The sequence below is a fragment of the Aquirufa esocilacus genome (genome assembly GCF_042715595.1).
In the GTDB taxonomy this organism is placed as follows: Bacteria; Bacteroidota; Bacteroidia; order Cytophagales; family Spirosomataceae; genus Aquirufa; species Aquirufa esocilacus.
On the sequence record NZ_JBBKXX010000001.1, the window covers coordinates 641,446 to 666,286 of the forward strand.

Sequence of the window (24,841 nt, forward strand, 5' to 3'; positions counted from 1 at the left end):
TCATTATTTAGGGAAATAGGTTTTCACAAGGGCTTTTGCGGCATCTACGCTTTCTTTGTCCTCAGAATTATCAATAATGGATTTTAAGGTAGCTTTTGCTTGCGCTAAGTTCTTTAGCTCGATTAAGTTTTTCGCTAATAATAGATAAGCTTTACCTAGTGTAGCATCAGCAACTTCGGCAAATTCATTTCTGAATTTGTCTAAGATCATTTCATTGGCGGTAGCAAAATTACCTTTGGCCACCATAAGCTGAATAATATCGAGGTAGAACTTGGCTGCTTCCTCTAGGTTTTCAGCCTCCTTACTAGTACTAGCACTGAATTCTTGGTAGGCTATCAATGCAGAATCTACTTCGTTTAAGTTAATATAAGATTGTAGAATGCGTTTATTTGAACGTATAATTATGGTAGAATCTACTCCTTTATCTTTTAATAGGCGGTAACGAGTGATGGCCTTAGTGTAAGCTGCTGAATCAAATTCAATATCAGCGACTTTTGCAATAACAGAATTTAATGAGGGGTGCGCGTTTTGTTCAATGACCTTTTGGTAGAATTCATAGGCTATCGCTTTGTTATTTGACCTATTGGCAGCATCTGCTACTAAGTAGGTTACTTCAACGACACGCTCGTCGGCTGGATAATGTGTGATGAAATTTTTCAAGGGTTGAATGGCCTTATCGTATTTTTCACCTAAATAAATGCCTTTTGCCGCTTGGTACTCGACCTCCATTTTTTCTTCCTCATTTAAGCTGCTATTTTGGTACATCTGCAAATATGCGGTCATTTCTTCTGGACGCCCTACCCCATTTAATTCCTCTTGTAATCCAGCTACGGCATCTTTTGCGAAGGTTTCTTTCGCATATTTCTCAATGACAACTTTATAGTCTGTAATGGCCTTTTCAGGTTGTTTTGCATTGGAATAAGATTGGGCTCTTTTTAAGATAGATTCTGCGTAATAAGGGCTATTGGGTTGATTATTGATTAATTCAGTAAATCCAGCAATGGCGTCAGCATACTTTCCTGTCCGGAAAGAAATTAAATTTTCTTGGAAGCTGGCATCATCCCCAAACTTGGTATTCGGAAAAGACTTTTTCAATGATTGGAATGTAGCCTTGGCTTCAGCATCACGTTCTAAGTACATTAATGTGATCCCTTTTTGGTACATCGCATAATCCCTCTCCGTTTTTACATTCTCAATAGCTTGATTGTAATAGGATAAAGCTTCAGTGTAATTTTTCGCTACTAAATAGGTGTCAGCAAGCCTTAAAAGCGCATTTGCATTCGCCTTTCCGGCAGGATTCGCTTTTAGTTGTTCAACATATGTTTTGAAATAGGTATTTGCATTAGCGAATTCTTTGATGGAGAAATAGGCATAGGCGATACCAATACGGTTTCTCTGTAGGAAATCAGCGGAATGTTTACCAGTTAATAGGGGTTTGTAGACCTGAATCGCAGCTTCGAAGTCTTTAAGTTGCGAAAGCGATTCTGCTTTACCGAAAGCAGCTTCATCTGTCACATTTTGATTGGCTTTTTGTGCCATTGCTTGATCAAAATAGCTAATGGCCTCTTTGTAATTTTCCTTGTTATAAGCCTTAATTCCACTGTTATAAGTTAAGGTTTGGTAGGCTACTTTCATTTCCTCAGAAACGGGAATTCCTGATTTAATGAGCGTGGTAGCCGAAGTTAAGGAGGGTAATTTGAGCATGGCATCAGCCGCTAAACTTTGGTAGGCAGCTGTGAATGAACTTGTCGGATGGCTTTTTCCAAATTCTTGAATGGCCAATAGCCCCTCAGTCCATTTCCCTAAATCCATTGAAATATTAATGGATTTAAATTGCGCCTCTTCTTGCATCATAGGATTCCAAAGAAGTAGGCCTGCTTTATTGAAGCTAGCGGCAGCCTCTGATTTCTTACCCAGTTTTAATAAGGATAGGCCTTGCAAGTAATAGGCTTTTTGGCCTACAGAATCTTCCTTTAATAAGCCTGAAATGCATTGAATAGCATCCTCGAATTTATCAATCGAGTAGAGTGAAAACCCTTTTTTATAGGCAGCAGACTCATTTTTATGCTCTTTCAAATAATCAGTAAAACTTTTAGCGGCTTTCGCATATTGTCCTTTTTTGAACTGAACCTCTGCAACTAACAAGGCTAAGTCTGGGTAAGTACCTATGATAGGTTCCGCGTATTTTAACAGTTCATCCCACTGAGCCGTTTGTTGGTAAGACGAAATTAACCAATAGGGTAAGTCTTTTCGGTATTTAGACTGCCCATTCGACTTTTTAAAATCGGCGATGGCCTCCAAGTAATTCTTTTGTTGGTAATGAATAACACCCGCATAATAGGCTGCAGAAAACGCGTATTCTTCATCTGGATCCGATTTAACTTCGTTGAAAAGTGCTAAAGCCTGATCAAATTCTTTAGACTCAAAATAAGCCACTCCTAGTTTATACCGTGCTTCTACGTTACCTAAGGAAGATTTTTCTAAGTATTGAATAGCTTTAGCATAATTTGCTATAGCATAGAAATACAATCCTATTTTTCTGAATAAAAGATTGCTTTGTGGGCTATTGTGGTATTTAAGGTTAAAATGATACCCTAAAACATCAATTTCTGGTTGATTCAAATAGAGTGAACATAAAACTTGGTAGTATTCTGCGATGATCACATCGTTTTTATTGGCATCCCCTTGTCTACTTAAGTAGTTAGCGAATTCTTCGCGCGCTGCTACATAGTTTTGTGCCTCAAAATACTCTTTTCCTTGATTAAAGTGAATCTGATTACTCTCAAACGCTAAAGACGATTGAGCAAAAGACGATAAATGAAGAGATAAAAAGAGAACGAGGCTGTAAAAAGATGATCTAAATACCATAGGTTTATTGTCAATAGTCACGACTAAACAATAATACGATTTTTATGTTAAATAATTGCCGAGGCATTTAGAATTATTTGGAAAAAAATAGCACATGTTAGACTATACGCCTGATTTTTATAATTTTACTAAAATCTATTTCTCAACAAAAAACAAAATGAATTTAAAACTACTATTCCTTAGTGTAATCTTATCATTTGGCTGTTTTGCTGGACCGATAAAACACGAAATCAGTATGTCCGAACCTTTCTCTCATTATTTTGAGGTGAAAACAACAGTGGATGTCAGTAAAGAGACCAATTTTTTCGATCTTAAAATGGCCGCTTGGACGCCTGGATCCTATTTAATTCGTGAATTTGCAAAAAACGTAGAATCAGTTAGCGCTGAATCAAATGGCAAAAAGGTTGCTATTTCGAAGATTAGTAAAAATACCTGGCGCATCGCTCTAAGCCCGGGTTTAAAGCAAGTTTCTGTACATTACCGCGTCTATGCCTATGAAATGTCCGTTCGCACTTCATTTTTAGATGATGCTCATGGCTACATCAATCCAGCGAGTGTTTTGATGTACGCCCCGAAATTCGCATCTCAACCTCAGGAATTGACTATTATTCCTCACAAAGAATTTAAAAAGGTGTCTACTGCCATGAAAAATGTGGGTGGATTCAATTTTGTGGCGAAGAACTTAGATGAGTTGATCGACTCCCCTATTGAGATTGGTAATCACAAGGTTTGGGATTTTAAGGTGAATAATATTCCGCATCAAATCGCCTTTTATGGCCCTGCCAAAGTTGACTCTGTTAAATTCTTAGCTGATGTCAAGCAGATGGCTGAGGAAGCTCAGAAAGTAGTGGGCGAACATCCTTGTGATCATTATTTGTTTATCATTCACAACTTAAATCGTGGTGGTGGCGGTCTAGAACACTTATATTCAACGACTTGCCAAGTGACTCGTTCTAGTTATGAAACGAAAAAAGGATACGAGGGGATTCTTAATTTGTTGGCCCATGAATATTTTCACTTATGGAATGTGAAGCGTATTCGTCCTATGGCTTTAGGTCCATTTGACTACGAAAATGAGAATTATACGCATAATTTATGGTTCTCAGAGGGTATCACAAGCTATTATGCTGATGTGATTAATCAACGAACGGGGATGGTTTCTACGGCGGATTATATCAAAGCATTAGGTGATGATATTGCGGGTGTGGAAAACACACCGGGAAATCAAGTAGAATCTGCAGCGGAATCGAGCTGGGATGCTTGGATTAAGTATTACCGCCCGAATGAAAACTCGCGTAATGCCTCTGTTTCTTATTATGACAAGGGCTCTTTATTAGGTGGCGTTTTGAATATGTGGATCATTCAGCAAACAAAGGGTGCTAAATGCTTAGATGATGTGTTCAAATTATTGTACCAAACCTATTATTTGAAAGCGGGACGTGGTTTTACGGATCAAGAATTAGAGGATGCATTCTCTAAAGTGGCAGGTACATCAGCAGCTGATTTCTTTAAAACCCACATTTACGGGGTGAAGACTCCAGCTTATGTGGCTATGTTCAAAGCTTTTGGCTACCAATTTACAGATGCAAATTTGTCTAAAACTGTTCCTTATATAGGTGTTAGTATTGCGGCTGGCCGAGTTACGTCTGTTTATAAAGGCGGAGCGGCTTATGTGGCTGGTTTGAATGTAGGTGATGAAGTATTGAAAGTGAATGGGACTGATTTCCCAGGATTAGATAAACTACTAACAGATAAGAAACCGGGTGATACTTTAGTGTTCTCAGTTAGAAGAGATGGAATGGAACGTACTTTCCTAGTGGCTGTACAACAAACTCCTTTAAAGTCTTTTGTAATTGAATCAGAGGCTATACCGACAGAAGCGCAATTAAAATTACGCCATAAATGGTTAGGCGGGAATTAATCTGCCTGTTTGGCCATTTCGGCATACATATTTTTAAAGGTCTGTAAGACGAAATCTTGAAAGGAGGAGCTGGATACCAGCTCCTCTATTTCATTTTGGGAGGAAAAGTCCATCACGGAATACTTGTAACTCTGCTCTAGATGCGGAGTTTCAAACTTCACGATGTATTTCGAATTCCACTCGAAAAGCGAAATTCGCATCTGTGGATGGCTTATTTCCTTGATAAAATGCATTAGTCTTGAATGATTTTAACGCTTTGGATTTTATCTCCCTCACGTACTAAATCGATTACCTCTAAACCTTCCACTACTTTACCAAAACACGTGTGCTTACGGTCTAAGTGTGCCGTATTGTTACGTGAGTGGCAAATAAAGAATTGAGAACCACCGGTGTTAGGCCCACGGTGTGCCATCGATAAAACCCCACGATCGTGGAACTGGTTATTTCCAGTTAATTCGCAAGGAATCGTGTAGCCTGGGCCACCTGCTCCTGTTCCGTCTGGACAACCTCCTTGGATCACGAAATCATTGATGACGCGGTGAAAAGTAATTCCATCATAAAAGCCTTTTTCGGCTAAATCGATGAAGTTTTTTACGTGGATAGGTGCATCCTCTGTGTAGAATTCGATTTTCATTAACCCTTTATCGGTTAACATTTCTGCGTATGCCATAATTTTACATTTAATTAAGCTACAAAGATGCGAATGAAATTTGAATTATTTAAATTGAACTTTCTTTTAGAGCGATGAAATACCTACTATTCTTTTTTGCCTCCCTTTTTCTTTTTAGCTGTTCCAATTCTTCTGAAGAAGAGAAACGAGAATCAAGCGCATTCTTTTTGCGTGGAAATGCGAAATGGAAAGAAAAAGAGTACCACGAGGCCATTAAGTGGTATACGGAAGCGATTTCCAAACGTCCTGATTTCTCAGATGCCTATTATAACCGGGGTTTAGTCTACCAAATTTTGGAAAAGAATGACGAGGCCTTGGCGGACTTTTCTAAGGCGACGGAACTAGATGTAAAATTCGCTCCTGCCCTCTTTAAAAAGGCTGAAATGTTGCAAACCTTACAGCAATCGGATGAAGCTGCAAACGCAGTAGAAACGTTAGTTAAAATTTTCCCTGATTCTGCCGCTAACTGGACCTTAAAAGGTGATATTTTACTTCAAAAGGCCGATTTATCAGGTTCTTTATCTTCCTATGACCGTTCTTTAGCGCTTGATTCAAATTCTATTGAAACCTTGATAAATAAGGGCGTTGTACTTCAAGAAATGAACGAAATCGATTTAGCGGAAGCGGTTTTCAAGAAAGCCTTGAAGTCAGGTAAATACCAAGATCTTTTGAATAATAATCTCGGTTACCTGGCTATTCAGCGAATGCAATGGGATTTAGCCGCTTCTTATGTGAAGAAAGCGTTGGAAAAGGATCCCAAAAATGCGTTGTATTTAAAAAATTGGGCCAAAATTCAGGCTAAATCAAGCCTTAAATAAGGCCATATACTTTTTCAATTCTGCTGCGTTTTCGATAGAATTTGTGTGAATTTCCAACAGCGCAGGACCTTGGTTGTGTAGAAAGGAGTCAAGATTTAATTCAGCTGCACTTGATGCAGAAAAATAGCTTATTCCAGCGTCTTTGGCTGTATTTTTAGCTGTGAACCCTTGGCGCGTTTCCATAAACTCATCTAGTTCAGGTAGGTCTTTTGCTCCGTCGAGGTTGCGGAAAATACCTCCACCCCCATTATTGAAGACGATGATGCGCAAGTTTGCCGGAATGTACTGATTCCAAAGTGCATTGCGATCGTATTGAAAGGCCACATCCCCAATGATGGAAATGCATAATTTATCTGTCTTTTGAGCGGCACCTACCGCCGTACTTAAGCAGCCATCGATTCCAGAAGTGCCTCGATTTGAATAAACTTCAGTTTTAATGAATTTCACCAAAGTCCAATTAATGTATCTGACAGCTAGTGAGTTAGCGATGTGAACTTCGGCGGATTCTTGCTCAATCTTTTCTGTAATTTGATTATACAAGTGTAATTCCGTCCAATTGGGTTGGGCGAAGAATTCAGCTTGCAATGAAGTGATTTTAGCTGAATTCCAGGTGTTCCAAGATTTTGAAGACCATTCCGCACTTTTAATGAAGTTTTGTGCATCCGTATTTATCACGTGAGTTAAACACAAGAATGGATCCGGTCTGCCGATCGGATTCGGGTGAATGAGCCAAGATTGCTTCGGCTTGTGAGTGCGTAAAAACTGCTTAATTCGCTTTGAAACAAAGGATTTTCCGAAGTGAATGTGCAAATCAGGTTGTAAGGCTGGCCATATTGATTCGTCTGCTAAGAGCAAATCGTGCGCAATCGTACTGCCGCAATTAGATGTCGCATCCCCTATCACCGGAATCCCATAAGCCGAAAGTGTTTCGAAGATCGAATTGTCTTCCATTTGGCCTACGGTCACGAGAATTTTATCAGCTGAAGAGATAGCCTGATTGAAATAACTAAAATCTACTCTATACTCTTTACTCTCTACTCTTTTATCTCTACTCTCTACTCTCCCCACTTCACCTTTAGGGATAACTTCACCTACAGAAGGATAAAACGGCTCACTTATTGGTACATTAATCTGAACGGGTCCTTTCGGTTCTGCCATAGCAGTTAAGGGTGCTGCAGAACAATCATCCGTTTCAAAGTCAAAAAAGGCTTTCGCGTGTCTTCCAAACAAGTTTTCCTGGTAAATCGTCTGTCCATCCCATTGGCCAATCCACTCTTTAGGGCGATCAGCCGTTAAAACAATCAGGGGAATTTCTTGGAAGAAAGCTTCGACTATTGCCGGCGCAAAATTTAAGCCAGCGGAGCCTGAGGTGCAGCAAATAATGACTGGTCGTCCCGTTTTTAATGCGATTCCGAGGCCAAAAAAACCAGCTGAACGCTCATCAGTGCTGGAATAACACTTAAAACCGCCGTGACGGGTTAAAGCGATCATTAAGGGGGCATTTCTGGATCCCGGGCATATAACCGCCTCATTTACACCTTGTTGGTATAAAGAGTCTACAAGTTCGATGATGCCTTTTGGAAATGCCATAGCAAAAAAAAGCCTCATAAGAGGCTTTTAAAAATTATCCAAGATATGTTTTTAGTGCTTTGCTTCGAGAAGTGTGTCGTAAACGACGGATCGCTTTCTCTTTAATTTGTCTTACACGCTCACGCGTTAAATTAAATTTCTCGCCGATCTCTTCTAAAGTCATAGCATGTTCGCCATTTAAGCCGAAATACAAGGTAACTACATCTGCCTCACGTTGAGTCAAAGTAGATAAAGCACGTTGTACCTCACGACGAAGTGAATCATTGATCAAACCAGAATCAGGCTTGTCTTCAGAATCATTCTCTAATACGTCTAATAGTGAGTTTTCTTCTCCTTGAACGAAAGGTGCATCCATGGAAACGTGGCGTCCTGAAATTTTCAAAGTATCCACTACTTCACCAGTGGAGATCTCTAAAACCTCTGCTAATTCTTCTGGAGATGGCTCACGCTCGAATTTTTGCTCTAATTCAGAGAATGTTTTTGAAATCTTGTTCAAAGAACCTACTCTATTTAATGGCAAACGTACGATACGAGATTGCTCAGCTAAAGCTTGAAGGATCGATTGACGAATCCACCAAACAGCGTATGAAATAAATTTAAAACCACGAGTCTCATCAAAACGTTGTGCCGCTTTGATCAAACCTAAGTTTCCTTCGTTAATTAAGTCACCTAAGCTAAGGCCTTGGTTTTGATATTGTTTTGCAACAGATACTACGAAACGAAGGTTTGCTTTTGTTAAGCGCTCTAAAGACAATTGATCCCCATCGCGAATCTTCTGCGCGAGGATTACCTCTTCATCCGGAGTCAATAAATCGACTTTACCGATCTCTTGAAGGTATTTGTCTAGAGATTGACTTTCCCTGTTGGTAATTTGTTTGCTAATTTTTAGCTGTCTCATAAGATCTTACAACAGAATGAAAGCGTCACGCACGAATGCGCGACGCTTGGATAAACATTTTAATTATTCAGCTGAAATAGCTGGAGCTTCTGGCTTTTCTGGCTTAGGTAAAAGAACCTTAGCAGATAAACGGAATTTGCCCGTTTTCTTATCTACCTCGACTAATTTAACCTTGATTTTATCTCCTTCTTTGAAAACACCGTCCATCGTGTCGATGCGATCCCATGAAATCTCAGAGATATGTAATAAACCATCTTTACCCGGTAAAAATTCCACAAAAGCTCCAAATGCTTGAATATTCTTCACTTTTCCTTCATAAACCTCTCCTACTTCCGGTAAAGTAACGATTCCGCGAACCATACTTACCGCTTTCGCCATGGCATCTCCGTTAGAAGAGAAGATACTTACGTATCCGCCGTCTTCTTTTTCTTCGATGGTAACGGTTGCACCTGATTGTTTTTGGATATCTTGAACGACTTTACCACCTGGTCCGATTACGGATCCGATTTGGTCTTTCATAATCTTGATAACCGTTGCACGAGGAGTTTGAGGTTTGAAATCTTCTCTCACGGCTGGCATCGCTTTCTTCATCTCGTTTAAGATGTGTAAACGACCTTCTTTCGCTTGAGTTAACGCTTCCGCTAATACTTCGTAAGATAAACCTTGAACTTTGATGTCCATTTGGCAAGCAGTGATACCGTTTTCAGTACCTGTTACCTTAAAGTCCATATCGCCTAAGTGATCTTCATCACCTAAGATATCAGATAATACAGCGTATTTACCTGTTTTAGGATCAGAAATTAATCCCATCGCGATACCTGACACTGGAGCTTTGATTTTTACACCTGCGTCCATTAAGGCCAAAGTACCTGCGCAAACTGTCGCCATCGAAGACGAACCGTTTGATTCTAGGATATCAGAAACGATACGTAACGTATAAGGGAAGTCTTCCATTTTAGGTAAAACCTTCTTAATCGCACGCATGGCTAAGTTTCCGTGACCTACTTCACGACGACCTACCCCACGGTTTGGTTTAACCTCACCTGTTGAGAAGCCTGGGAAGTTATAGTGCAACATAAACTTGTTGTACCCTTGAGACATCGGTTGGTCGATGATTTGCTCATCCATTTTCGTACCTAATGTAACGGTAGTTAATGATTGAGTTTCACCACGAGTGAAAACTGACGAACCGTGAGGAGTAGGTAAATAATCTACTTCACATGTGATTTGACGGATTTCATTCAATTTACGACCATCTAAACGATAGCGCTCTTGCAATACTAATTGACGAGCAGCCTCTTTTTCAATATCGTGTAAATAATGTTTTGCTAAACCGATGCTCACCGTGTGATCTTCTGGTAAAGAAGCGATGAATTCATCAACGATCGCTTTGAAACCAGCTTTACGCTCGTCTTTCTTCGGATTCGCTAATTTAGCTACGGCTAAATATTTCTCGTAGTAGTTTTTCCACAATTCAGCACGCAATTCTTCATCGTGTGTTTCGTGTGAATACGTACGTTTTTCTGTTTTGCCACAAGCGACAGTCAATTCGTTCAATGCAGCGCATTGGATTTTGATTGCGTCGTGAGCAATACGTAAAGCTTCTAGCATTTCAGTTTCAGAAACTTCGTCTCCTTCGCCTTCTACCATCAAAATATCGTTTGCGTTAGCCGCCACTAATAATTCTAAGGAAGCACCTGCTAATTCGCTAACGCTTGGGTTTACTTTATATTCACCGTTGATTTTCGCTACACGAACTTCTGAGATAGGACCATTGAATGGAATATCGGATACGGCTAAAGCTGCAGCTGCCGCTAAACCGACAAATGCATCTGGTAATACTTCTGAATCTGCTGAGATCAAGTTGATTAATACTTGAACATCTGCATGGTAATCATCTGGGAAAGTAGGACGCAAAGCGCGGTCTACTAAACGAGAGATCAAAATTTCATAATCTGAAAGGCGTGCCTCTCTTTTTAAGAAACTTCCAGGGATACGTCCATTGGACGCAAATTTTTCTTGATAGTCTACTGATAAAGGAAGGAAATCAACTCCTTCTTTGGCCTCCTTGTTAGCCACTACAGTAGCTAACAACATCATATTTCCTGATTTGACTACGACTGATCCGTCCGCTTGCTTGGCTAATTTGCCTGTTTCAATCGAGACTTCTTTGCCGTCAGGCATTGAAATATGCTTTGTAATGATGTTAAATGACATACGTTTCTGAATAAATTTCACGCAACCTCGCGTGATTTAAGTTTTGTTTGAACGATTCAAACGTTTACAGCGGGGGAATAAAATAGGGCTCCATCGAAATGAAGCCCTGATTTTTTTATTTACGAATACCTAATTCCGCGATGATCGCACGGTAACGTGTGATGTCGGTACGAGTTAAGTAATCTAATAAGCTACGACGCTTACCTACTAATTTCAAAAGTCCTAAGCGTGTGCTATGGTCTTTCTTGTTTTTCTTCAAGTGCTCAGTCAGATAGTTGATTCTGTAAGTGAATAACGCAATTTGCGATTCAGAAGAACCAGTATCGATTTTAGACTTTGCTTTCCCTTTAGTTTCGAAAATTTCTTGTTTTTTCTCAGGTGACAAATACATCTTTTACCAGTTTAAGTTTAAAATATTTATTGAATTTGCAAAAGTACTCTTTTTCGTGCTAAGAAACAAATGTTCTAGGCTTCTGTTTTTACACGGCCTAGTTTGCTTTTTAGTCTATCCCAAATCACGCGGTAGAAATCCGTTTCGAACAAGCGAGAATCGGCTAAGGCGATCTTTAGGAAGTAAGCTCCTATTAGCGCTAGAATCCCATTAGCTAGCCACGCCCCCACTTGTAGGATAATAGCACCCTCTTTGGCCATCTTATCCCCTTGCTGTGTTAGGATATACAATAATATGAAAAATGAGACTGCTACTACGACTGGAACACCAAACCCTCCTTTCTTAATAATTGCCCCCAAAGGAGCCCCTATCAAGAACATCACTAATATGGCAATCGCATTCGTGAACTTGTGGTGCCATTCTAAATTCGTTTTATTCAATTTTGATTCAAAATCCTCTAAAATGGCCTTATTCGTTTCGCCAGCGGTCTTCATGTTTTTTGCCTGCTGCGCAGCTAAATCATATGGTACCGGATTTTTAGCTGCTAGTCCTTTCTTTAAACGAGGTTTGATCCAATCTGTATTTTTAAAGAACTGCAATGTTTTCTTTACTGGAGTGACATGGTATAGGAAATTAATAGCTGAAGACTTGAAAAATCCACTTTTTACTCTGTCAATTGAATTTTCCAGAGAATCTGCATCATCTGCTAACTGATTATTGTTCCGCATGATTTCGTGGTGGGCGAATTGTTGCTCATCCGTTTTTTGGAGGTCAAATACTGCCAGCGACATCACTACCTTACTCTTCTTGAATTCATGTACTGCTAATTCCGTGGGATTCACTACCGAACCTTGATCCGCATCTTCTAAGTAATCTTTTCCATTAAAGAGTTCAAAAATTAAATAGCGTTTGTTCAGAATAGTATACATCAAGGCTGAATCTGCTAAAGTCACATGTCGATTACCATCATTGTGCGTATGGTCGTAGATAATCAGGTTCTTTAAAGTCTTATTATCCGGGTACTTCTTCCCTACTTTGATCGAATAACCTGTCAAATCGGTGTAAAAAATACCCTCTTTAATATTTAAAGTCGTTTTTGTCGTCTTAATATCATACAAAAGACTCCAACCTTTGATATTGGCCCAAGGTAATGCCACGTTCATGAACCAAAACATAAAGAGGCTCAAAAACAGAGTGGACACTAAAATAGGACGCATGATGCGGAAAATGGATATCCCTGCACTCTTTAAGGCCGTTAATTCGAAGTTCTCCCCTAATTTCCCAAAAGTCATCAAGGAAGAAAGCAATACCGCTAAAGGCAAGGCTAACGGAATCGTAATTAACGAGAAGTAAAAAAACAGCTCTACGTAGACAAATGCGCCTAAATCTTTGCCAAATAAATCAGCAAAGTAAAACAATACTAAACGCAATAGGAAAATGAAGATGACAACGAGAAGTGTCAAAGAAAATGGTCCAAAAAACGCCTGAAGTACTAATTTGTCAATTTTACGCATCTTAACTTCCTACGATTTCTTTCAGCTTATCGATTAGATAATCCCATAATTCTTCTGCGTCAGCATCTGTTTTAAAGGTAGATGCTCCATCAATGATGGATAAATAGGTGGTATTGGAAACCTCACTTACATCTAGGCTTAGTTCTATGATGTGCTTTCCGGGTTCAGAATCGCCTCTTTTGAAATCAAATTTAACTGACTTATTCGCCTTTCCTGGTAAAACCAAAGCTGGATGGTTCTCATTATCCCAATAAAAGTGCAATTCAGAGCTTCCGCGAACAATAACTTTGTCAGCAAACCATTGTTGTAATCCGGATGGACTACTCAAGTAAGGATAAAGCACCTTAGGTGACGCTTTTATCTCATATTCAAATGTATATGGAGTTTGTGACATAAAGTTGTAGATTAAATTACCTGTAAAACTACCTGTGAACAAAGGTATTAACTCTCGGCTAAATCCCAAATCCTGCGCAAAATTAATAAGTATTGTGAAAATATTTGTGTTCTACAGTCGGAACGCTTACCTTTGCACCATAATTTGGCGGGGTAGCTCAGATGGTTAGAGCGTTGGATTCATAACCCAAAGGTCGGCAGTTCGATTCTGCTCCCCGCTACTAGAAATCCCTTTATGGGATTTTTTTATGCCTATGAAAAAGCCCTCGTTTGATGTAATCTTTATGGAACTGGCTCAGAATCTGGCGCTTCGTTCTCATTGCACCCGTGCTCAAGTGGGTTGCGTATTAACTAAAGATACCCGTATTATTTCGATCGGTTACAATGGACCTCCGGCAGGAACCCACAATTGTGACGATGAATTTGGCGAGGAAGGCTGCCCACGCGATTCAAAAGGCAGTTGTTCTTTAGCCTTGCACGCTGAGCAAAATGCTATTTTATATGCCTCCAAAAATGGTGTATCCGTGGAGGGCTCTACTATTTATGTAACCTTATCCCCATGCATCTCTTGTGCACGTATTATTTACAGCATGAAAATCAAGAAAGTAGTCTTCTTGAATTCCTATGCGGCCTACAAGGGCTTGGCATCGGACGAGGGAGTTGATTTCTTGCGGAAGTTTGGGGTGGAGGTCGTTGCCTATTCAGATTTGTAATCTTATTTTAAAGCATAAAGAATAGAGCACAAAGAATAAAGGTGGAATCAAAAAAGGGGCGATAGCCCCTTTTTTGATGATTTTAGTTAAAAACACTTCATATACTCATCGCCGTAGGCGATACAATCTTTATTCTTTATGCTTTGTGCTTTATTCTTTAAAGCTGAAAGCCACTTTTGTTTTAATGATGCACTCCACCCTCCCCATGCACATGGCCGTGGGCAAGTTCTTCTAGGGTAGCTTCTCTTATTTTTAAGATCTTTCCTTGGAACATTAAGGTTTTCTCCGCTAATGGATGGTTGAAGTCCATAGTGACTGTTTCTCCTTCGATGGAAACGACTAAACCCTGCATGCGGTTTCCTTGGTCGTCCGTCATAGGGATAAAGTTTCCGATTTGAAGGATATCGTCTGCCGATTGGCCCTCAGCTTGGAAAATAGATTTTGGCAATTGGATGATCGCGTTAGGATCTATGTTACCGTAAGCGTCCTCAGCAGAAATGCTGAAATCAAATGTATCACCCTCATTTAGGCCTAAAAGGTTTTTTTCAAACGCTTCTGGTAGGCCACTAAGGCCATGAATAAAGACCATTGGTTCTTTTTCATCTACGATTTCTACGACATCTGGCTGTCCATCTTCATCTGGGAAAGCTAATTGATAGGAGATGAATACGACGTTATTTTTTGCAATTGGCATGGTTTGAGCTGTTTTTTTGCCTGCAAACCTACGGGAAATACTTGAGATATTTTTCCATACCTTTGGTTTTGCCTATTTTTGTTTAAATAATTTTTATACATGCAACAAAGCGCTCAAGAGGTTTTAAAGGATATTAAGCAGAAAAAACTGGCTCCTATTTATTTGTTGCATGGTGATGAGCCCTATTTGATTGATCAACTGGTGGATGCTTTTGAAAAGCAGGTTTTGCCGGAGGATCAACAAAGTTTTAATCAATTTGTTCTTTTTGGAAAGGACCACAGTTTGGGTTCTATCATTTCGAATGCGCGTCGATATCCCATGATGGCGGAGCGGCAGGTGGTGATTGTGAAAGAGGCGGCGTTTATTGAGGCGATGGCCAAAGCTAAGGAAAATGCGAAGTCCAAAGATGATGATTTAAAGGTTTGGGAAGATTATTGTGCAAATCCGACGCCCTCTACCCTACTCGTTTTGACCGTTAAATCTTTGCTTTCTGATAAATCTAAGGTGTTTGCTGCCTTGGTAAAGCACGGCGTGATTGTGACTTCGAAAAAGGTCTCAGAAGATAAATTGGGAGCTTGGTTGGTAGATTATTTGGGCCAAAAAGGGATCAAAATTCAGCCCTCTACCGTCGAATTGATGGTTTCTTACGTAGGTGCGGATTTGTCTAGAATGGCGCACGAAGCAGATAAATTAGCAGTGAATGTGCCTGCTGGTGCTGAGGTGGGTTCTGCGGAGGTGGAAAAATACATCGGGATTAGCCGGGAATACAATTATTTTGAGTTCCAAAAAGCCATCATCCAGCGAAATACCGAAAAAGCACAGAAAATTGCTTTTCATTTTGCTGAAAACGCGAAGCAGAATCCTGCCGCACCTATGCTTGTCTTGTTATTTAACTTCTTTTCTAAGGTATTGCAGGTGCACGATGTGGGGAATGTTTCCGATGGAGAGATTGCAAAGCTGATTGGGGTAAATCCTTATTTCGTGCGTGATTACACGACAGCCGCGAGAAATTACCCTTTAGCGAAAGTCGTTCGCATCATCGAGGCGATAAAAAATGCAGATTTAAAAGTAAAAGGAGTTATCGGCAGTGCAGAGACAGATCGCGAAATCATTTTGGACTTAAGTTTCCAAATCTTGCACCTCTAGTTAATAGGCAAAAAGTCGTCTTCTTTAACATAGCCTTGCTGATTCTCAATTAGACTGTACACCCAAATATCACGGGTAAACCAATAATTAATCCGATTTCCCTTTTTTAACAATCGCTCCACTGGCGCGGCAGAGGAGGGGAAGTCGCGCATGTAAGATTTCTCTTTGGTTATAATCCCATAATTTAAAAAGCCCGGAAAGTTTGCAAATAGGGCAATAAAGCCAATATAGAGGATCAAATAGGTGAATTGACTGGTTCGGATCTCTTTTTTAGTGAAAATGGAGTATGTCAAAATTCCCGCACCATACAGTGCAAGTAATAGCAAGAACCCTAAAATGAATGGAAAGTATTTGAAATAAAGCCAGTAGATTTGATCCCAAATACTCATTTTGAAGCCATTCAAGCCCTGCTTCTCTCCTATTTCTTCCAAACGCTTTGATATTTCAGGCCGCGCATTCGTCGCTTGTATACTAGATAAATAGTATAATTCTTTTAACCAGTCATTTTTTGCTTTTGCGATATAGGCCAGTTTTAACTTAATATTTTCAGATTCGCTGGGTTTGGTCTTTAAATGAGACACGTAAATTTTCTCTGCAGATAAAAGTCTATTCGCTTTAAACAAAGAATCTGCTAATGGGAGTTGATTTCTATCTATTTGGCTATAAGCCCTTTGTCCAAAAGCCAAAAGAAAAATAACGAGAAATGTAATTTTATTTAGACGAATGACTTGCATTATTTAAAAAAGGGTGCTAGTTTTGCACCGCAATAAGGGGAAAAAGTTACTCTTTTGCAAACGAAGGTCAGCCAGTGGTTGAACTTCCATTCGGTTCCAGAGTGAACCATTTTACATATACAATCTTCGGATTGAATGATTCCGTAGCTCAGTTGGTAGAGCAATACACTTTTAATGTATGGGTCCTGGGTTCGAATCCCAGCGGGATCACTTCTAAAAATAAAAACACTGTCTATTTTAATATGGACAGTGTTTTTTTGCTTATGGGCAATATGGTAGTTGGATTTCTATCAATATAGTAGGTAATATTATAGTCATTACTTAGAATTACGTTTATATATGTTATAAACGAACTCTCATTCCCTATTTAATTTTACCCTCTTTTTTCAATTGTTCTAGAAGAAATTTCTTACGATAAGCTTCAATGTTTGCACGAGAGGAAAAACTTTTCTTCAAGAATACCATTTTAGTACTTTTTTTTCCATTCTTGCAGTCAAATGAATTTAATGTGAGTTTAGTTTTTGTGATATCAAAATCGTAATTGCAAGAATCTGTCTGGAATTCGTACCAAATCTTCCCTGGCGTATCACTATATCTAGGCGCAACTCTTTGTTCAGCAACACCATTTTGTGATAGATATAATTTTTTATTAATTACCACAATTTGAATTTTTTCTGGGGAGTTATCAATTACGAAATCATGTGTTTTATTTTGATATATATAAACCCCATTTTCTAAATTTTGAGAAAATGAGTCTAGAATTGTGCCGATTAATAGTAGTGTGAATAAATATTTTTTCATTTTTTTATAAAGTTATTTTCTCTGAAAATTTATGGAAAATTTGAAAATTGTCAATAAAATATTTATTTAATGGTCAGCCTTTTTTTTGTCATTCTTTATGAGAAATCTTGGGTTGAGATGAATGTATTTAGTTTGAAATTTTCTGTTAAATTAGAAGAAAATTAAACGTATATAGTATGAAAAATTTCAACAAGATTGCTGGGATTGTATTAATTAGTTTGTTTACATTATTTTCAGCAGATGTTTGTCAAGCACAAACCTTAGGAACTAAGAAAGTCGTTACATTTAAATTGCAATCGTATGCATGCGGTTCTGATGTTTGTGAAATTGAATTTAAAGACATTTCTTCTGGGAAGATTTATACGTTTGAAAATATAGATAAAAAATCTAAGTACGATGCAGTTATGGACGAAATTCTAGAATCCTATGAAAATAATGATGAAAGTGATTCTAAAATTATAGGTAAAACTTATAAAGCCATATTAGAGTTTAGAAAGACTGAAGTACTGAGTTATGATGGTGATATTCCCAAAAGAACAGGCAAGCAAAAGTCGCAATGGATGATCAATTCAATTTTTAAATAGTTGTTTTGAAAAAAAAGACCTTTCAATAAAAAAGTGAATAAATATTTTTAAAAAAACAAAAGTGGCGACTACGCAATGCATTATGAAGAAATTAATAACAATTTTGGCGTCAATTCTTTTTACTTCTTTAACTCTAGTTAGTTGTGATTCAGGAGATAAAGAAAAGAACTTTAATGGAGTACAATTATTTTATACCTCTGCGGTTACAGAAGCAGAAGCGGACTCTTTAGGTAGCTTTTTAATTAGTAGTGAATTTGCTGATGGTGGTGAAAAAACCGTACAATTAAATAAAAGCGGTACCACTTACGAATTTAGAATGGTAGTAAAAAAAGGTATAGAACAAGATCAGGAATATACTGAATTAGGTAAGGCATTAGCATCAGAAATTTCTGCAGGAGTATTTAATGGCCAGCAAGTTGATGTTCATTACTGTGATGAAAACCTTAATACACTTCGTGTATTACCAATGTCAACTAACTAATTAATATTAAATATCAATTAGTTAGTTCATAACTTATTTTGTCTTACTAGAAAAGCCTCAGTGTCATCTGAGGCTTTTCCATTTACCAATGATTTAATTTTAAGTTTCTTTTTTTGTTCTCTATAAAATCGATAAATTTTTATGATTACGTATGCTTGGTTAGGTAAGTTAGCTTGAGCACTTATAAATATTTCTTGCTCTTTTTAAAATTTGTTCTCACTCGAAAATTTATAAAAAGAATCAAAATACTGAGCAATTATTTATTTAATGGTTAGCCTTTTTGTTGGCATTCTTTAAGAGAAATTTTGGGTTGAGATCAATGTATTTCGTTTGAAATTTTATATTAAATTGGAGAAAAATAAACGTAATAATTATGAAAAACTTAAAGGCTTTCACTCTTCTTCTTTTTTGTTCTTTAGTGTTAATTGGTAGTTTAAATGCTCAAACTAATACTAAATCCAAAGCTAAATCTACAATTCAAACCCCAACTCCAATCCAGCCCACATCTGGGATTTCTACCTATTATTCTCAAAAGGATATAATTGTTGGAATGAATAATCCATCTGTTTTAGCCAACCTAGTTGTTTTTCAAACTGATGGAGATTTAATCCGTGGATATTATGGATGGGCCGCTCAAGGTATGCAAGAGTTATATTTTACAGGAACAAAAAATGGAAATACTGTTATTGGCAAAGCCTATAGTTTTATTGATAAAGCTGAACAAAATTTCAAAATGAAAATCCTTGGTAGTTATGTTTCAATTGTAGATTCTCCAATGGGAGGAGAAAGGGTGCCGGTTAAGAAAAAGGATTTATTTGAGGATAAACAGTTAACTATCTATTTGAATTCCGACAAAAAATCTACGGTTTTGGCACGTGATTTAGATTTGGGTAAAAAAGGATTTAAATTAGTTGAAATTGGAGAAATGGAAAAGTTGGAGGACACCGATGAGAGTGAATACAATGTTTGGTGTAAAATAAAAAATCAAAATATGGAGGGCTGGGTACTAGGATTGCTGAGGATCTTCTAGATTATCAAACACTTCCAATGCTTATATTTAACATTTACCCAAAAAGCCTCAAAGATATCTGAGGCTTTTTGGGTTATTGAAAGTAAATCAAAACCCTAACCATAAGTTTCAAGTAAAAAAGCAATCAGCTCATCTTGTGAACTGAATTTCTCCTGTAAGAGAGAAAAACTTGGAAAATTCTCATTCATATTAAGTTGACGGCACCAAGCATGTGATTCGATCATATAGGCTCCATCCCAAAATTCAAAAGATCCATCCTCTTCCTTATTTAGCACAACCGCGGATCCTACGGATTTCAAAAACTCACCGGAAGCACATTCTTCATTTTGGTTAAGTTCTAAATAATTGGTCTCAAAATCGTAATCAGTAATAAATAGATTAGATTCCCATCTCAATGGGAAATTGCTATTAACTAAGGTGGGTGTGGGATCAAAGTTTGAGACTAGATTTTCAATTAATTCAATCCATTTTTCAGTTGTTACTTCAGCCATATTGTTATTGGTATTTATTGATTTTTCAAATTAGGCAAAAAAGCTAAAATTGGTAGAACTAAATGCATATTAATTATGCTAATCAACGCTAAATAAAAATAACTTACCGCAAAATAAATAGTTAAGTGATTTTTTTTTGGACATGCTCAGATATCGAATTAACTTGAACGAAAACATTAATTCTTTATTCAATTCTATGAAATCGCATAAAATATTTTTGCTTTTCGCACTAGTATTCTTTCTACTTACATTCCATTCAAACGCGCAGATCGGGCGGTTTGTTAAATCAACGGAATTTAAGGTTTTCAAAAATGAAGTTTCCAATTTTAAAATGGGAGAATCATATAATGGGGACTTTTGGTTTAAAGATTTTGATTTAGACCAGGTGAATCAGACTAATAATGAAAATAATATCAGTTGGGGAGCAGAGGATGTTTCATTTATTCTCTTGGTTAACTCCCAATATGCCATTATTGCCTATAGCAATACAATGGGAGGAGCTGGACAAAGCTTGTTTTTTGATCGGAAAACGAAAAAGATTACACTTTATCAATTTGTAGCACAAGAGCTTACGAGTTATAATAAATTAAAATGTTATCGAACGAGTGTCAGCTTTACTGGTCCTAAAAGAGGGCGTTGGTGGCAGTCTGGTATATTGGATTTATCTACATTGAAAATTACTTGGGGAGCAAAAGATTATTAATCAAATGTTTATGTCAAAAATAACCAACACCATACAGCTATTAGTTGTACTTTTTCTAGCTCTTTTCTTGCATTCATGTAAACCGGTGGAAGATGTAAATGCGGATCAGGCTTCTAAAATTAGTATAACTAGTTCGCCGGTGACTGCAATTACCTATACTAGCGCTATTTGTGGTGGCACAGTCAATTCAGCAGGTGGATTTGATTTATTGGAAAGGGGTGTTTGTTATGCCACTATCCCCTATCCAACCGTTAAGAATATTAAAGTAAAAGCGGCTAGTGCTGTTTTGGGAAGCTTTCAAATCACGTTAGATGGGCTGAATTCTGAAACCAAATATTATGTTCGATCGTATGCGATTAGTGTAAAAGATACGGCCTATGGCGAGCATTTAGAGTTTACGACAAATTCCTTGTTGCCTACTGTGACCACCAATGAAATTTCAGCCATTACTACGTCAAATGCACAAGTCCTTTCTACGGTGGTAGCTGTGGGGGCAAGTCCCTTAGAACAAAGAGGTGTTTGCTGGTCTACCACGACAAATCCAACGGTGGCTAATGATAAAACAACAGATGGAGTGGCGATAGGGAATGTGAATTCTGCTATTTTGGGCTTAAAACAAAATACGCGGTATTATGTACGCGCCTATGCAAAAAATGGCAATGGTGTAGCGTATGGCAAGGAGCTTTCTTTCACGACGCCTATGCCTACCACCGAAGATTTACATCAGGTTCAATTCATCTCGAATACTATTGGATTTATTGCGGGGAATAAAGTCATTTTGAAGACTATTAACGGGGGCGATACATGGATCAAAATCAGGGAAAGTTCGTCCGTCAATTTCACCAGCATACATTTTGAAAATGAGAATCTTGGCTATGCGGGTGGGAATGATCAGTACTATGCATATGTCTATAAAACGACCGATGGTGGGTTAAATTGGTCACAAGTCGCAAAGGAATGGAGTGGCAATGAAGCCTTGCGCGTTACAGGGATTTTTACTTCGGGTAATAACGCCGTTAGTTTTATTTTCAATGCCTATCCTAATGCGTCTCAAATTTCAGGTGCCATTTCCTTTTCGTCAGATGGAGGCGCGAATTGGTCTAAAAGAAGCGCCCCCAGCATTTTTGGATTTAATTGTGGCGCTATGAATACTGCTGGAAACGTATTGATTGGCGGAAGTCTTTACCGAACAGGTCCCACCACCTACACTGTTTCTGTTTTTACGTCCACATTTTTATCGAATGGTTCTACTACGATTTCTGAAAAAGTACTAGACGGAGCTGCTAGTATGTACGGGATGCATATTTTGGGGTCCAAAGCTTATGCAGTAGGCTCCGAGGGTAAATACTTCACATCAGGTGATGGTGGCCTAAATTGGTCCATGAGATCCATCGCCGGCTACACGAATGAGACCCTGAAAGATGTCCAATTTATGAATTCCCAGAAAGGGTATATCGTCGGAACGAATGGTCTCTTATTGAAAACTGTGGATGGTGGACTTTCTTGGTTCAAAGAACCCACAGATACGCTAGAACAATTCACTAGTCTAGCCATTAAACCAGATGGAACCGTTTTTGCGGTAGGCTCGAAAGGAGAAATTTTTAGAAAGGTGTTGTAGAAGCGCATAAATAAAATGAATAGTCCCGCTAAATTGAACCATGTCATTCATAACAATCCAGGATTGGGGGTAGAAAAGTTGATTTCTGTCTTCAATAGAACAACGGCATCCTATAAATTTTATTGGTTAATTTCTATTGTAGAGCTGGTGGAGCAAGGAAAAGTCGAAATACCCAAATCCACTCTTTACGCCAGAATGATTAGCAATTCGTGGTATACAATCAACTATTTCCAAGTGTCTTTCGGAGGATCTGACAAATTGCAGTGTATTGCTAAAGATTTAACCTTGCTTGAACCTCGCTTAAAAATGGATACGGCTAAAGAGGAAATAAATTCAATTTTGGGTTATTCTGACAATAAGAAAACAAAACAATTATTGAATAGATTAGGCGAAAATGTTCCGCATTGGTTTCTTTCATCCTGGTTTCCCAAACTCTCTAAATCAGATATCTATACAAAATCTCAACAGTTCGAAAATGACTGTTTGTATGCATTGAATCGCGAAAGTATTCTGATTAACCCCATTTGGATTAATTTTTTAATTTCAAATGCCAAATTGATCAAGGACTTTTGCTATTGGAATTTATCGCTTTATCTACAAGTTAGAAATCCAAATGTACCTGATATCCCGAATAAATTAATCAAAGAAGCTGGGCGAAATAGTTTAAGCAGACAGACGAATAACTATTGGAAAACTGTATTTCAAGAACATGGTTCTATTGATTGTATTTATACAGGAAAGCGATTAAGTCTAGAAGAAAAGAATTTTTCATTGGACCATTTTGTCCCTTATTCATTTGTCTCCCACGATTTGATTTGGAACCTATACCCTATTGATAAATCAGAAAACTCTAGAAAATCTAATTTATTGCCCTTAATATCTACCCATTTTGATCCTTTTTATAAATTACAGGAAAAGGCCTTTACTGTTATTAAATCAAAAGATGTATCTAATAAGTTCTTAGAGGATTTTTTACCGTTGTCACCTGATTTAGCAGAATTGAAAAAAGAGGCTTTATTAGATACGGTTCAGCCATTAATTACGATTGCTAGTAATAATGGATTTCAATTTTACCAGAAAGCCTAATCATTAATCTGCCGTCGTATCTCCGATACTACCGGTACAAACTTCGCCATCTTTTTGCGGTTTTAGCCACTGCTTTAATTCAGCGATTCTTTTCTTGGTGATTCTTTCTGCGAGTCCATTTACGCACATGGGTAAAACACTTCCATAGTATTTTTTATCAGTTCCTGGAAAGCGCATGTTTAATTCTGCTAATCTGAATTTGACCCAAAGACGTTCTGATTCACGCAAGGCTTTGATGAATTCGGTGTTTTTGGCATACTTAGTTAAGATTTTTTGATAGACAACGTTTAATTCTTTGTCAGCTTTCTTGAATTCTCTATCACTTTCCATCGTCATATCCCACTGCGATTGAGCATAGGAAATGGAGGAACATAGGCATAAGAATAAGATGGTAAGCGTTTTCTTCATTTTCATTTTTAAAATTTTAATTCAACTTTTCCCACAGTACTTTCGAACGACCATTACCGTCGTTTATTGCATTAAAATTTCCTGCTCCTGCCTGCGTCCAAACAGATAATTTATATGTTTCTGCAGCATTTGTTGTCACAACACTAACCTGTGTACAAGTGACTTGAACACCAGCTGAATTATATACCGCCATAGCTTCGGTGCCTGATACCTGCGTATTTGCACCATTTCTTAAAAGTAGCACGGAAAGAGTACTCGAAGTGGTCACAGAAGCTCTCACTACGTAAGTGATTTTGTACTTTCCTGCGCTTGGTAAGGGTATATTCACAAGATCTACAAAGCCCGCAGCTAAGGAAAGATTTTGGGGGACGTCAATTTCTCCATAGGAAATATTCGTAGGCGCAGATAATGCGGACGATGCAGTTCCAATAAAATTAGTAGCTTTCACATTCCCACTTACCTCTAACTTTTCTGTGGGTACGCTATTACCTATACCCACTTTACCCTCTGTATCTATAAAAAATCGGGTTGGATACGTACCTGAGTAATTTTGAGTCATGGAAAAGTTTTGTGTTCCATCCCCATTAAAATCTTGTAATAATCCCCAATTCCCCATCCATATTGCAGCTCTTTTACTGCTAGCATTGGTCGTAGGATTTATGACAATGGAAGATGGGTATTGCATATTTCCGCTCGAAATGGTGGGTGTTTCTAAAGTAGGACTGTTAGAAAGAACGACATTGCCTGATCCGGTGGAAGTGCTTACACCGGTACCTCCATTGGCTACAGGTAAGACATTCGTGGAACTATTAATGATATATATCCAGCTGCTACCTCCATAGTAATATAAACCAGCGGTACCGTCAGTTTGATATACCATTAATCCCGCTGTGGGACTAGATATGGCCGCTCTTTGAGCACTTGTCATTCTAGGAGGCAAAAAACCTTTATCAGTCGATGTGATATCTAGCTTGGCAGATGGATGCGGGATTGTTGTACCTATCCCCGTTTGTGCCTTTAGATGACAGCAGATAAGTAAAAGCGCAAGAAATAAACCCCACCGGACTTTCAT

General features: G+C 38.2%; 25 protein-coding genes and 2 tRNA genes. 12 read left to right on the top strand and 15 right to left on the bottom strand.

Going from position 1 to position 24,841, the window contains the following annotated elements:
• Positions 1-3: 3 nt before the first annotated feature.
• Complete coding sequence (locus SKC37_RS02775; RefSeq protein WP_377980000.1) at positions 4-2,868, bottom strand: tetratricopeptide repeat protein; 2,865 nt, start codon at positions 2,866-2,868, stop codon at positions 4-6.
• 157 nt (positions 2,869-3,025) lie between these two features.
• Here SKC37_RS02775 and SKC37_RS02780 point away from each other — a divergent pair, with 157 nt between their 5' ends.
• The gene (locus tag SKC37_RS02780; protein WP_377980001.1) at positions 3,026-4,789 is read left to right on the top strand and encodes a M61 family metallopeptidase; all 1,764 of its coding nucleotides are present in this window, start codon (positions 3,026-3,028) and stop codon (positions 4,787-4,789) included.
• Here SKC37_RS02780 and SKC37_RS02785 read toward each other — a convergent pair.
• On the bottom strand, positions 4,786-5,022 hold the full coding sequence (locus SKC37_RS02785) for a hypothetical protein (RefSeq protein WP_130896454.1): 237 nt from the start codon (positions 5,020-5,022) through the stop codon (positions 4,786-4,788). The two genes, SKC37_RS02780 and SKC37_RS02785, sit on opposite strands and share 4 nt — an antisense overlap.
• Positions 5,022-5,459, bottom strand: coding sequence for a peptidylprolyl isomerase (locus SKC37_RS02790; RefSeq protein ID WP_223130496.1), 438 nt, complete (start codon positions 5,457-5,459; stop codon positions 5,022-5,024). The genes SKC37_RS02785 and SKC37_RS02790 overlap by 1 nt, the downstream gene beginning before the upstream one ends.
• Before the next feature lie 74 nt (positions 5,460-5,533).
• Between SKC37_RS02790 and SKC37_RS02795 the strand changes: the two genes are divergently transcribed.
• The gene (locus tag SKC37_RS02795) at positions 5,534-6,277 is read left to right on the top strand and encodes a tetratricopeptide repeat protein (RefSeq protein ID WP_377980002.1); all 744 of its coding nucleotides are present in this window, start codon (positions 5,534-5,536) and stop codon (positions 6,275-6,277) included.
• On the opposite strand, the gene menD is transcribed toward SKC37_RS02795, so the two are convergent.
• From menD to SKC37_RS02825, 6 genes are all read right to left on the bottom strand, one after another.
• Positions 6,263-7,867 (bottom strand): 2-succinyl-5-enolpyruvyl-6-hydroxy-3-cyclohexene-1-carboxylic-acid synthase, encoded by a 1,605-nt coding sequence (menD, locus tag SKC37_RS02800; protein ID WP_377980003.1) that lies wholly within the window; start codon positions 7,865-7,867, stop codon positions 6,263-6,265. The genes SKC37_RS02795 and menD overlap by 15 nt on opposite strands.
• Before the next feature lie 34 nt (positions 7,868-7,901).
• The gene (locus SKC37_RS02805; protein ID WP_109323139.1) at positions 7,902-8,765 is read right to left on the bottom strand and encodes a sigma-70 family RNA polymerase sigma factor; all 864 of its coding nucleotides are present in this window, start codon (positions 8,763-8,765) and stop codon (positions 7,902-7,904) included.
• Positions 8,766-8,828: 63 nt separating this feature from the next.
• A complete protein-coding gene (gene pnp, locus SKC37_RS02810) occupies positions 8,829-10,982 on the bottom strand; it encodes a polyribonucleotide nucleotidyltransferase (RefSeq protein WP_377980004.1) in 2,154 nt (717 codons plus the stop codon).
• Positions 10,983-11,097: 115 nt separating this feature from the next.
• Complete coding sequence (gene rpsO / locus SKC37_RS02815) at positions 11,098-11,373, bottom strand: 30S ribosomal protein S15 (protein ID WP_377980005.1); 276 nt, start codon at positions 11,371-11,373, stop codon at positions 11,098-11,100.
• Positions 11,374-11,447: 74 nt separating this feature from the next.
• Positions 11,448-12,887 (bottom strand): LptF/LptG family permease, encoded by a 1,440-nt coding sequence (locus tag SKC37_RS02820; protein WP_377980006.1) that lies wholly within the window; start codon positions 12,885-12,887, stop codon positions 11,448-11,450.
• Position 12,888: 1 nt separating this feature from the next.
• Positions 12,889-13,281, bottom strand: a complete 393-nt coding sequence (locus tag SKC37_RS02825) for an START-like domain-containing protein (RefSeq protein ID WP_377980007.1) — start codon at positions 13,279-13,281, stop codon at positions 12,889-12,891.
• Between the two features lie 146 nt (positions 13,282-13,427).
• Here SKC37_RS02825 and SKC37_RS02830 point away from each other — a divergent pair.
• Together SKC37_RS02830 and SKC37_RS02835 are read left to right on the top strand one after the other, a co-directional pair.
• Positions 13,428-13,501 (top strand) — tRNA-Met (locus tag SKC37_RS02830).
• 33 nt (positions 13,502-13,534) lie between these two features.
• Positions 13,535-13,993 (top strand): deoxycytidylate deaminase, encoded by a 459-nt coding sequence (locus SKC37_RS02835; protein WP_377980008.1) that lies wholly within the window; start codon positions 13,535-13,537, stop codon positions 13,991-13,993.
• A 181-nt stretch (positions 13,994-14,174) separates the two neighbouring features.
• Here the strand turns inward: SKC37_RS02835 and SKC37_RS02840 are convergent, their stop codons facing one another.
• The gene (locus SKC37_RS02840; protein WP_377980009.1) at positions 14,175-14,687 is read right to left on the bottom strand and encodes an FKBP-type peptidyl-prolyl cis-trans isomerase; all 513 of its coding nucleotides are present in this window, start codon (positions 14,685-14,687) and stop codon (positions 14,175-14,177) included.
• A 99-nt stretch (positions 14,688-14,786) separates the two neighbouring features.
• Here SKC37_RS02840 and holA point away from each other — a divergent pair, with 99 nt between their 5' ends.
• Positions 14,787-15,833 carry a DNA polymerase III subunit delta gene (gene holA, locus SKC37_RS02845; RefSeq protein WP_377980010.1) on the top strand — a complete coding sequence of 349 codons (1,047 nt, stop codon included), beginning with the start codon at positions 14,787-14,789 and terminating at the stop codon, positions 15,831-15,833.
• Here the strand turns inward: holA and SKC37_RS02850 are convergent.
• Positions 15,830-16,567, bottom strand: coding sequence for an SH3 domain-containing protein (locus SKC37_RS02850; protein ID WP_377980011.1), 738 nt, complete (start codon positions 16,565-16,567; stop codon positions 15,830-15,832). The two genes, holA and SKC37_RS02850, sit on opposite strands and share 4 nt — an antisense overlap.
• 137 nt (positions 16,568-16,704) lie before the next feature.
• Between SKC37_RS02850 and SKC37_RS02855 the strand changes: the two genes are divergently transcribed.
• Positions 16,705-16,777 (top strand) — tRNA-Lys (locus tag SKC37_RS02855).
• A 153-nt stretch (positions 16,778-16,930) separates the two neighbouring features.
• On the opposite strand, the gene SKC37_RS02860 is transcribed toward SKC37_RS02855, so the two are convergent.
• Entirely contained in the window at positions 16,931-17,368 is a 438-nt protein-coding gene (locus tag SKC37_RS02860; protein ID WP_377980012.1) for a hypothetical protein, read from the bottom strand.
• Positions 17,369-17,544: 176 nt separating this feature from the next.
• Between SKC37_RS02860 and SKC37_RS02865 the strand changes: the two genes are divergently transcribed.
• The 3 genes from SKC37_RS02865 (at position 17,545) to SKC37_RS02875 (ending at position 19,463) form a co-directional block, all read left to right on the top strand.
• Complete coding sequence (locus SKC37_RS02865) at positions 17,545-17,952, top strand: hypothetical protein (protein WP_377980013.1); 408 nt, start codon at positions 17,545-17,547, stop codon at positions 17,950-17,952.
• Positions 17,953-18,034: 82 nt separating this feature from the next.
• Positions 18,035-18,433 carry a hypothetical protein gene (locus SKC37_RS02870; RefSeq protein WP_377980014.1) on the top strand — a complete coding sequence of 133 codons (399 nt, stop codon included), beginning with the start codon at positions 18,035-18,037 and terminating at the stop codon, positions 18,431-18,433.
• A gap of 373 nt (positions 18,434-18,806) precedes the next feature.
• Positions 18,807-19,463, top strand: coding sequence for a hypothetical protein (locus tag SKC37_RS02875; protein ID WP_377980015.1), 657 nt, complete (start codon positions 18,807-18,809; stop codon positions 19,461-19,463).
• Positions 19,464-19,558: 95 nt separating this feature from the next.
• Here SKC37_RS02875 and SKC37_RS02880 read toward each other — a convergent pair whose 3' ends face one another.
• The gene (locus SKC37_RS02880; RefSeq protein WP_377980016.1) at positions 19,559-19,954 is read right to left on the bottom strand and encodes a hypothetical protein; all 396 of its coding nucleotides are present in this window, start codon (positions 19,952-19,954) and stop codon (positions 19,559-19,561) included.
• Positions 19,955-20,150: 196 nt separating this feature from the next.
• Here SKC37_RS02880 and SKC37_RS02885 point away from each other — a divergent pair, with 196 nt between their 5' ends.
• The 3 genes from SKC37_RS02885 to SKC37_RS02895 are packed head-to-tail and all read left to right on the top strand — an operon-like array spanning position 20,151 to position 23,361.
• Positions 20,151-20,657, top strand: a complete 507-nt coding sequence (locus SKC37_RS02885) for a hypothetical protein (RefSeq protein WP_377980017.1) — start codon at positions 20,151-20,153, stop codon at positions 20,655-20,657.
• Positions 20,658-20,667: 10 nt separating this feature from the next.
• A complete protein-coding gene (locus tag SKC37_RS02890) occupies positions 20,668-22,275 on the top strand; it encodes a WD40/YVTN/BNR-like repeat-containing protein (protein ID WP_377980018.1) in 1,608 nt (535 codons plus the stop codon).
• Positions 22,276-22,290: 15 nt separating this feature from the next.
• Complete coding sequence (locus SKC37_RS02895; RefSeq protein WP_377980019.1) at positions 22,291-23,361, top strand: HNH endonuclease domain-containing protein; 1,071 nt, start codon at positions 22,291-22,293, stop codon at positions 23,359-23,361.
• 3 nt (positions 23,362-23,364) lie between these two features.
• Here the strand turns inward: SKC37_RS02895 and SKC37_RS02900 are convergent, their stop codons facing one another.
• Together SKC37_RS02900 and SKC37_RS02905 are read right to left on the bottom strand one after the other, a co-directional pair.
• Positions 23,365-23,769 (bottom strand): lysozyme inhibitor LprI family protein, encoded by a 405-nt coding sequence (locus SKC37_RS02900; protein WP_377980020.1) that lies wholly within the window; start codon positions 23,767-23,769, stop codon positions 23,365-23,367.
• 16 nt (positions 23,770-23,785) lie between these two features.
• On the bottom strand, positions 23,786-24,841 hold the full coding sequence (locus SKC37_RS02905; RefSeq protein WP_377980021.1) for a hypothetical protein: 1,056 nt from the start codon (positions 24,839-24,841) through the stop codon (positions 23,786-23,788).

Excerpts from the sequence above, each read along its gene's own strand:
- SKC37_RS02775 (WP_377980000.1), bottom strand. The coding sequence starts at position 2,868 with ATGGTATTTAGATCATCTTTTTACAGCCTCGTTCTCTTTTTATCTCTT.
- SKC37_RS02780 (WP_377980001.1), top strand. The coding sequence starts at position 3,026 with ATGAATTTAAAACTACTATTCCTTAGTGTAATCTTATCATTTGGCTGT.
- SKC37_RS02785 (WP_130896454.1), bottom strand. The coding sequence starts at position 5,022 with ATGCATTTTATCAAGGAAATAAGCCATCCACAGATGCGAATTTCGCTT.
- SKC37_RS02790 (WP_223130496.1), bottom strand. The coding sequence starts at position 5,459 with ATGGCATACGCAGAAATGTTAACCGATAAAGGGTTAATGAAAATCGAA.
- SKC37_RS02795 (WP_377980002.1), top strand. The coding sequence starts at position 5,534 with ATGAAATACCTACTATTCTTTTTTGCCTCCCTTTTTCTTTTTAGCTGT.
- menD (WP_377980003.1), bottom strand. The coding sequence starts at position 7,867 with ATGGCATTTCCAAAAGGCATCATCGAACTTGTAGACTCTTTATACCAA.
- SKC37_RS02805 (WP_109323139.1), bottom strand. The coding sequence starts at position 8,765 with ATGAGACAGCTAAAAATTAGCAAACAAATTACCAACAGGGAAAGTCAA.
- pnp (WP_377980004.1), bottom strand. The coding sequence starts at position 10,982 with ATGTCATTTAACATCATTACAAAGCATATTTCAATGCCTGACGGCAAA.
- rpsO (WP_377980005.1), bottom strand. The coding sequence starts at position 11,373 with ATGTATTTGTCACCTGAGAAAAAACAAGAAATTTTCGAAACTAAAGGG.
- SKC37_RS02820 (WP_377980006.1), bottom strand. The coding sequence starts at position 12,887 with ATGCGTAAAATTGACAAATTAGTACTTCAGGCGTTTTTTGGACCATTT.
- SKC37_RS02825 (WP_377980007.1), bottom strand. The coding sequence starts at position 13,281 with ATGTCACAAACTCCATATACATTTGAATATGAGATAAAAGCGTCACCT.
- SKC37_RS02835 (WP_377980008.1), top strand. The coding sequence starts at position 13,535 with ATGAAAAAGCCCTCGTTTGATGTAATCTTTATGGAACTGGCTCAGAAT.
- SKC37_RS02840 (WP_377980009.1), bottom strand. The coding sequence starts at position 14,687 with ATGCCAATTGCAAAAAATAACGTCGTATTCATCTCCTATCAATTAGCT.
- holA (WP_377980010.1), top strand. The coding sequence starts at position 14,787 with ATGCAACAAAGCGCTCAAGAGGTTTTAAAGGATATTAAGCAGAAAAAA.
- SKC37_RS02850 (WP_377980011.1), bottom strand. The coding sequence starts at position 16,567 with ATGCAAGTCATTCGTCTAAATAAAATTACATTTCTCGTTATTTTTCTT.
- SKC37_RS02860 (WP_377980012.1), bottom strand. The coding sequence starts at position 17,368 with ATGAAAAAATATTTATTCACACTACTATTAATCGGCACAATTCTAGAC.
- SKC37_RS02865 (WP_377980013.1), top strand. The coding sequence starts at position 17,545 with ATGAAAAATTTCAACAAGATTGCTGGGATTGTATTAATTAGTTTGTTT.
- SKC37_RS02870 (WP_377980014.1), top strand. The coding sequence starts at position 18,035 with ATGAAGAAATTAATAACAATTTTGGCGTCAATTCTTTTTACTTCTTTA.
- SKC37_RS02875 (WP_377980015.1), top strand. The coding sequence starts at position 18,807 with ATGAAAAACTTAAAGGCTTTCACTCTTCTTCTTTTTTGTTCTTTAGTG.
- SKC37_RS02880 (WP_377980016.1), bottom strand. The coding sequence starts at position 19,954 with ATGGCTGAAGTAACAACTGAAAAATGGATTGAATTAATTGAAAATCTA.
- SKC37_RS02885 (WP_377980017.1), top strand. The coding sequence starts at position 20,151 with ATGAAATCGCATAAAATATTTTTGCTTTTCGCACTAGTATTCTTTCTA.
- SKC37_RS02890 (WP_377980018.1), top strand. The coding sequence starts at position 20,668 with ATGTCAAAAATAACCAACACCATACAGCTATTAGTTGTACTTTTTCTA.
- SKC37_RS02895 (WP_377980019.1), top strand. The coding sequence starts at position 22,291 with ATGAATAGTCCCGCTAAATTGAACCATGTCATTCATAACAATCCAGGA.
- SKC37_RS02900 (WP_377980020.1), bottom strand. The coding sequence starts at position 23,769 with ATGAAGAAAACGCTTACCATCTTATTCTTATGCCTATGTTCCTCCATT.
- SKC37_RS02905 (WP_377980021.1), bottom strand. The coding sequence starts at position 24,841 with ATGAAAGTCCGGTGGGGTTTATTTCTTGCGCTTTTACTTATCTGCTGT.